Source organism: Mesorhizobium sp. CNPSo 4689 (genome assembly GCF_057784325.1).
Genome location: NZ_JBWLUZ010000044.1, coordinates 23,215 through 29,476, shown reverse-complemented (window position 1 = coordinate 29,476; position 6,262 = coordinate 23,215). Strand labels below are relative to the sequence as shown.

The window sequence follows — 6,262 nt, the reverse complement described above, 5'->3', positions numbered from 1 at the left end:
TATCACCCCAGCGACGACGCCGTTCAGCACCAAGAATCTCGACACGCATCGCAAACCTCGCACAAGACACGTCGCAAACGACGTCGTTAAACACGTGTCATAGGCCATCACGACGATATCAGGCAGGCGGTGACAATCGGGCGGTTACGTTGTTCCGCTGACGATCTCACTTCTCTCTGAATGACAGAGACCGCGTTCCTCTAGATTCAACTCAATCAAAGAGGCCGTTACCGTTCTGTGTCGCCAGAAAGCTTGCGAAAGCGCTGATGGCCTTCGTAGACTGCGACATGGCTAGTTTCTTTTGGAGGCCGCCAGGCTGATCGCTTATCTCGGCGTAGGTCATCCCGCCACCGTCGTCGGGGCAGAAAACGACGTCCCAGTAGAACTCCCGCGATCCCCGGGGCGCGCGTGCGATAGTCCCCGTCGTCTCGCCTACGAACGTATGAGTCTGTTTCCCGTCGCAATAACCGACAACGGCACGCGCAATGGCGCGCTCGCCTGCACACCCGGTTCGTGCGAGAAAGCCCTCTGGCTCGAGAGCGTCCCACATCGGCTGCGTCAGTCCGCCAGGGAACCCTTCGTGCTGGTTCTTTTCGAGAATAAGGCCGGCATGTTCGACGATACAGGGGGCTAAAATCGTCCTGTAGGCAGATCTGGCCTTATGCCGGACCATTGCACTGAGATCGATCTCAAGCGGTTCTTCCGTCGGAATACGGGAGACCTTAAATTCAATCAGCTCGCCGATGCTCCGATCCGTCCTTCTGAGGTCGACAAACGTCTGCTCACGCGAAATTATATCGAGCTCTTCGTTCTTGAAGGTGCTGCGCGTGGCATAATATATCGTTCGCCTTCTCATGATGCGATCTGTTCCAGAACGTCGGCCAAGCTCGCGGTGCGGTCATCTCCATACGTCGGGATGATCTCCATGTTGCGTTTTCTAAAAAGCGTATATTCGAAGTCAGACGGATTATTGACCACGATATAGGCGCGCTTCCCGGTGTCGCTACCCGGAAGCGATTTCAGCATCTCGTTCAACATGTCGAAAAGGAAGCCGATGTTGAGATCCCTGAAACTGTAACCGACGAACAGGGCGACGCGGTTCAAGAGGTCGGAGCGTAGCTTGAGATCGAGCGGGCCGTCCAGTCTCAGCCGTTTATAATAGTGGCCTTCAGAGAACACCATCGCGTCAGGATTGTCGAAGTCGCCGTGAAATTTTACGACCTCGACCATCCTGTCTCCCATTCCCATGTCCCGCTCGCTAGCGATGACTTTTACCTCTCTCCCTGCAAGCTTGAGCGAACGCTCCACTAGGTCATCGTAGTTGGTCGTGTAGAACCTTGCCGAATTGACAAGCGAGGCCAGCGCTGCATGGACCCGAGAGTGCTTGATCGCATCGTCCGGCACATCGAGCCGTCGCACGAGCCAGTTAGTCAACGGCGCAAAATTTCCCCGCTTCTGCTCGAAAAACTCAAGGATCTGGAGGTCGGTCCCGCGGTAGCGGAGAAGCTCAGGATCTTCGTAGCCGAGCAGCCGGCAGGCTTCGTCGACCATTTCGCTCCATGACGGGCCGCGACATGTGACAAGCCCATCTGGAGACTTCCATTCCAATGACATGGAAGCGCCTGCGCCAACGAATGGTATGACTCTTCCCTGATTATAGAGTTTAACTAGTTCGGCTGGAACGGTTGCCTTCGGAGCAGTAGCCGTCATGGTTTCACCGCACTCAGCCGGGTCAGGGAATGATGGTGCGGGATCCTGTTATGGGGATGAGTCTCGAAAAGTATCGAGTCTGACGCAAGGTCGATACGCCAGCCCTCGAACTGCTGAATGAACCAGGCGTGACTCAATAACAACGGCTTGAATCCTGGATGCGCCGAAAGATCATGACTGCCGTCGTTAAAGGCCACGACGAAAATCGTGCCTCCACGCTTAAGGGAGTTTTGAAGCTTGAGTATTAGGTCCCGAGCTGCGGCTTCCGTTGGAAGGCAGTGGATCAGTCCGTAGCAGATAACGACATCGTAGGAGCATGGTGGGTACGCATGCTCCATCGCGTCGGTTTGAATCCAGTTAATGGGCGCACCTGGAAACAACTTGCGCCCGTTCTGAATCGCTGCGGCAGAGCATTCTAGCGCGTCGACATAAGCCCCGGCCAACGTGAAGGCGGCGGCGTTCTTTCCTTCGCCTGCGCCCACATCAAGAACCCGAAAGCCGGCTGGATTCTGGGTGCGAAGAAAGGCAGCTACCAAGCTCGCGGGTGCCGTGCCCCAGAAATTGTCCACTGCCCGGTAGCCCTGATCGTATCCTCCGTCGACTTCAGTCAGCATGAAGTTCTTCCATTAAGCTCGAGATGGCGCGCTCGTAGGCCTGCAAGCCGAGCCAATTGAACGTTATGATATCGGCATCGCCGACTAGGTAACGAATACGGCTTTCGACGGGCGCGGTGTAGAGTTTTATAAAGTCGGCGAAGGTAATCGATTGTTCCTCGTGTCCTTCCCGGTCGCGGTACATTTCATATGCTACGTCCGGTGGCGTGTAGACGTACAGAAGCGCGACGGGCTTCGTCGCGCTTGACCTGAGCGCCTCAAGCGTTTCCGGATGTCGGATTCCGTCTATGAGAACCCGTTCTGTCCCGGCGACGCTGGCGGCTGTTGCGAGAGCCGCACCTAGCCTTGAAGGACCGTCGGGATCGGAAATGAATTCTTCCGCCTTCTTCTGAAATTCCGCACGCGCGGTCTCGGGTATGGGAGGAATGCCTAACAATCCTGCCAGAACAGAGCCAGAATTCACAGTCTCGTATCCGAACTGCTCGGCGAACAGCCGGCCGGTGGCGGATTTCCCGGAACCTATCGAGCCCACGACGCAAAGGATATGTGGCTCGCGAAAGATCGACTTTCGCTGGATTTTGTAACTAGGCACCATCCTCATCGAGCTTGCGAAGAACGACCTAATGACCAACTGGGACCAGTATTCGAACTCGGAGAGATTGATCGTCTCGCCGGCTGTGTCGAGCCAACGCAACTTGTTTATAGACGCCTCTCCCCTAGTGACGGAACGCCAATTCGACCAGTCCTCCACCCAGTAACGCAGCACGACGGCCATATGCCGAACCCCGACGTCAGACGAGTCGTCATTGAGTATACCCAAGAACTGTAAGGAAGCCGGATTGATCTGGGGCCGCCCGTTCGGCAGAAGCAGCTCCTCCGAAATTTCTCTGGCTGCGTTCTGACGGATGCCCAAATCATATCGGGAAAAGAGGTCACGGTCAGCTTCGTTGACATGTCCCCCGAAGCCAACGCAATGGGCGCCTCGTAGGAAGTTGGCCGCCCGATTGTAGAGACCCCTTCGAAACGACAAGATCTTCGACTGGTGCTGGATGATCGTGTAGGTAATAACTTGTTTCGAGGCATCGTCGGTCTCCGCCAGCGCTCGAGCAATGTATTCAAACTGATCGTCCCGCAAATTCTCCAAAGGATTTTCCACGCCGATGTGGCCTATGCCCTGGAAATCAATAAAGCGCTCACACACTCGACGGGGCACGCACAGAACCATCTCAGCGGAAGGCCCCGGTGCATGTCGTTCCGCAGTGTAGACCTGCAGTTCGGTTGGTTCGTCCGCGCGATTTGATGGGAGCAAATCTCTCAGAAAGAAACGTCCGCGGCTTGTCCTGACGAAGATCGACGAGGTGTTATTTAGGATGTCGATGCTTAGGCGAGCCTGCATCGACTTCTGAGGGGTGCGGCTAAGTCCCGTTGCCGGAAAGAGTCCGTCCTCAATCCCATAGTTTACGAGTGCACGCGCCTTCAGGGGGCGTCCGTGTTTCCGAAGAACGGTCTCCGCGACCCACAAGTAAGTTACATCTTCTTCCAAGCGCGCACGTCGTCCCCAAACTGCGATTATTCATAGCAATTTTGACGTGCCTGAGGGCCGACAATAAACGCAATCCACCGAAATTCTCGACCAACTTGTAGCATTCTAATTTTTCTCAAGTCGACACGTTCATTGCCGTGGTGTTGGGCCGCCCTCGGAGCAGAACCACCGGGCACTATGGTCACCCGGAATGTCGGCTTTCACGAAGCCGATAAGACACTCTCGACGGCTGCAATGAGGCGCAAAGCAATCCTTCAGACTTGGTCGGCGGATGTCCGCTGCCGGTTCCTCGCTTCTGCTTTTAGAGCGAGTCCGAGTACAGCTTCGACCGCCGAAGCGTTCTGGCAATTTCGAAGCAGCTGATCATACCTTGAAAACTCGCCCCCCGAGCGCGTCTCCCTTGCATGGGTTCCGGCCAAGGGGCTAAGACATCAAAAAGGGGTGATTGACGAGAGGAAAGGCTTGATTACCAATCTTGGTTTCCTCGCGGAGAGGGGTGGCAATTGAGAAGCGATCGTGATTCTCGCCGACGTGGGTCTCAGTCCAAGCGCGGTCGGCGAATATTTTTTGGTCGCAATTCTCAGATCGGGATTTTTGCTCTCTCCCTTTCCGGTTTGGCTATTATCGCCGCCTACTCCTATTCTGTTGTGAGGAACAGCCACAACGAAACTGGCGCGATGATCGCTAACTGGACCGGCTCCAGGCCTGTGGAGATTACCGGGGTAGCCTCCGTTGTGGACGGGGACACAATCGAAATTCACGGGCAGCGCATCCGCTTCAACGGGATCGATGCGCCTGAAAGCCGACAGCTCTGCAGGGATGCGAGCGGCGTGGAGTATTCTTGCGGGCGTCGATCTGCCGAAGCTCTAGATGAATTTCTGTCCGCATCTCGACCGGTCAAGTGCTCCTTCGTGACTTGGGATCGTTACCATCGCTTCGTTGGTAATTGTCGCCGATCGGATGGGGTCAGCGTCGCTTCCTGGATGGTTGAACACGGCCAGGCTCTCGACTGGCCTCGATACAGCCACGGCGCATACGCGCAACAACAGACTGCGGCCGAGGCGGCTAAAGCTGGAGTCTGGATTGGCACTTTCGAAGCACCTTGGGACTGGCGCGCGGAGCATGCCGACAAGCCGGCAATTGATCGTCACTTCAGTCTCATCAACCAGGGCCAAGTGGCACAGAGCTATTCATGCCAACCTCGACGCTATTGCTCTCAAATTTCGTCGTGTGAGGAAGCGCACTGGTATCTCAACAATTGCTCCTGGGGCCCCAAGCTGGATCGAGATGGAGACGGGGTCCCCTGTGAGGGCCTCTGCTGATTGTTCGGGTCGTGCTAGCTCTTTACCACTACATCCTGGGTTTGCCGGAACAACCGTAGATAAACGGCTACACCGCGTCAGCCTAACTTATCCATTTGGACGGGCTTCGATCGTTATCGTTCGGCTACCAGAGCTTCGATGCAGCTGGGCGAGCGCCGATAGCGCCTGACAGAAAGGCTGGCTGACATTTGTTTTCGAGAATTCAACCAGTTCGTTCAATCCGGTCGCACTTGAAAGTCGCAAGGCCTCGTAGCGACACACGGGGATTTGCCTATTGTTCTTGAAGCGTCTATCCGGCCCACCGCTTTTGTTCGGGTGGGCCCATGTATGCCCGACCACCTCAGCATCGGAAGGAACCTTGCCCGTCTCAATGAAATTGCTGGGAGCAAATTGAGTCCTGAGATCACCATAGCCGACGGCGCCATATCTGTTCCCGTCTTTCACCAGGATGAGGTCCGGCATGAAATAGAGCACTTGCCGGCCAACGTGGATTGAAGGCGGGGTCACGTTACTACGAACAACTTTCGGCAACGTGCTTTCAAGAGTCGTGGACTTTTTGTCGACCAGCATGCTGGCCCCGGCATTGCGCTTCCAGGTTGTCAGATCCTGGATCTTGCCTCCGGCCGCCACATGCCATCTTCCGTCGCAACGAGTAAGCGTTTCAAACGCACTAACAAGGCGACCATAGGCTGCCTCGGCGTCTTGCTCGAGATCGTAATAGAGCACGCTTACCCGGCGATAGCTGTCAAACCATCTGCCGATCAGCATGCCCGGTAGAAATGCGGCGACGCCCACCAAAGGTGCAGCCCCTCCGAGCCTTGCCCCCACAAGGAACCCCGCTATTCCAGCGAGGACCGCGAGGGCCACAGAGAGCCGCGCCTCCGATTGCTTGGCATTGATCTCGTCAAGCACATTGGCATGCGTTTCATCTCGCATATCCATCACGTCGCCGGACTCGATCTCCCGCATCACGACGCCATCAGCGACGTATTCGGGCGCCGATGGTTGCAGCTGTGCTTGGCGCATATCAGCTGGCTGCTGTCGGGCAACCTTTTTCGTCCCGGCCTTTCCGA

At 55.9% G+C, this 6,262-nt stretch carries 6 protein-coding genes; 1 reads left to right on the top strand and 5 read right to left on the bottom strand.

The features are described 5' to 3' along the window. Window positions 1–211 precede the first annotated feature (211 nt). From AC04SI_RS30045 to AC04SI_RS30030, 4 genes are all read right to left on the bottom strand, one after another. The gene (locus tag AC04SI_RS30045) at window positions 212–856 is read right to left on the bottom strand and encodes a non-canonical purine NTP pyrophosphatase (protein WP_488475462.1); all 645 of its coding nucleotides are present in this window, start codon (window positions 854–856) and stop codon (window positions 212–214) included. Further along, window positions 853–1,551 carry an SIR2 family protein gene (locus AC04SI_RS30040; RefSeq protein WP_488475461.1) on the bottom strand — a complete coding sequence of 233 codons (699 nt, stop codon included), beginning with the start codon at window positions 1,549–1,551 and terminating at the stop codon, window positions 853–855. Before AC04SI_RS30040 ends, AC04SI_RS30045 begins: the two co-directional genes overlap by 4 nt. Window positions 1,552–1,706: 155 nt before the next feature. After that, window positions 1,707–2,324 carry a class I SAM-dependent methyltransferase gene (locus AC04SI_RS30035; RefSeq protein ID WP_488475460.1) on the bottom strand — a complete coding sequence of 206 codons (618 nt, stop codon included), beginning with the start codon at window positions 2,322–2,324 and terminating at the stop codon, window positions 1,707–1,709. Beyond that, window positions 2,314–3,867: an HTH domain-containing protein gene (locus AC04SI_RS30030; protein WP_488475459.1), complete on the bottom strand. Its 1,554-nt coding sequence runs from the start codon at window positions 3,865–3,867 to the stop codon at window positions 2,314–2,316. The genes AC04SI_RS30035 and AC04SI_RS30030 overlap by 11 nt, the downstream gene beginning before the upstream one ends. Before the next feature lie 677 nt (window positions 3,868–4,544). Between AC04SI_RS30030 and AC04SI_RS30025 the strand changes: the two genes are divergently transcribed. After that, entirely contained in the window at window positions 4,545–5,189 is a 645-nt protein-coding gene (locus tag AC04SI_RS30025) for a thermonuclease family protein (RefSeq protein ID WP_488475463.1), read from the top strand. Window positions 5,190–5,276: 87 nt separating this feature from the next. Here AC04SI_RS30025 and AC04SI_RS30020 read toward each other — a convergent pair whose 3' ends face one another. Next, window positions 5,277–6,215 carry a hypothetical protein gene (locus AC04SI_RS30020; protein ID WP_488475464.1) on the bottom strand — a complete coding sequence of 313 codons (939 nt, stop codon included), beginning with the start codon at window positions 6,213–6,215 and terminating at the stop codon, window positions 5,277–5,279. Window positions 6,216–6,262 lie beyond the last annotated feature (47 nt).

Coding starts and splice junctions, on each gene's coding strand:
- AC04SI_RS30040 (WP_488475461.1), bottom strand. CDS start 1,551: ATGGTCGACGAAGCCTGCCGGCTGCTCGGCTACGAAGATCCTGAGCTT.
- AC04SI_RS30020 (WP_488475464.1), bottom strand. CDS start 6,215: ATGCGCCAAGCACAGCTGCAACCATCGGCGCCCGAATACGTCGCTGAT.
- AC04SI_RS30025 (WP_488475463.1), top strand. CDS start 4,545: ATGATCGCTAACTGGACCGGCTCCAGGCCTGTGGAGATTACCGGGGTA.
- AC04SI_RS30045 (WP_488475462.1), bottom strand. CDS start 856: ATGAGAAGGCGAACGATATATTATGCCACGCGCAGCACCTTCAAGAAC.
- AC04SI_RS30035 (WP_488475460.1), bottom strand. CDS start 2,324: ATGCTGACTGAAGTCGACGGAGGATACGATCAGGGCTACCGGGCAGTG.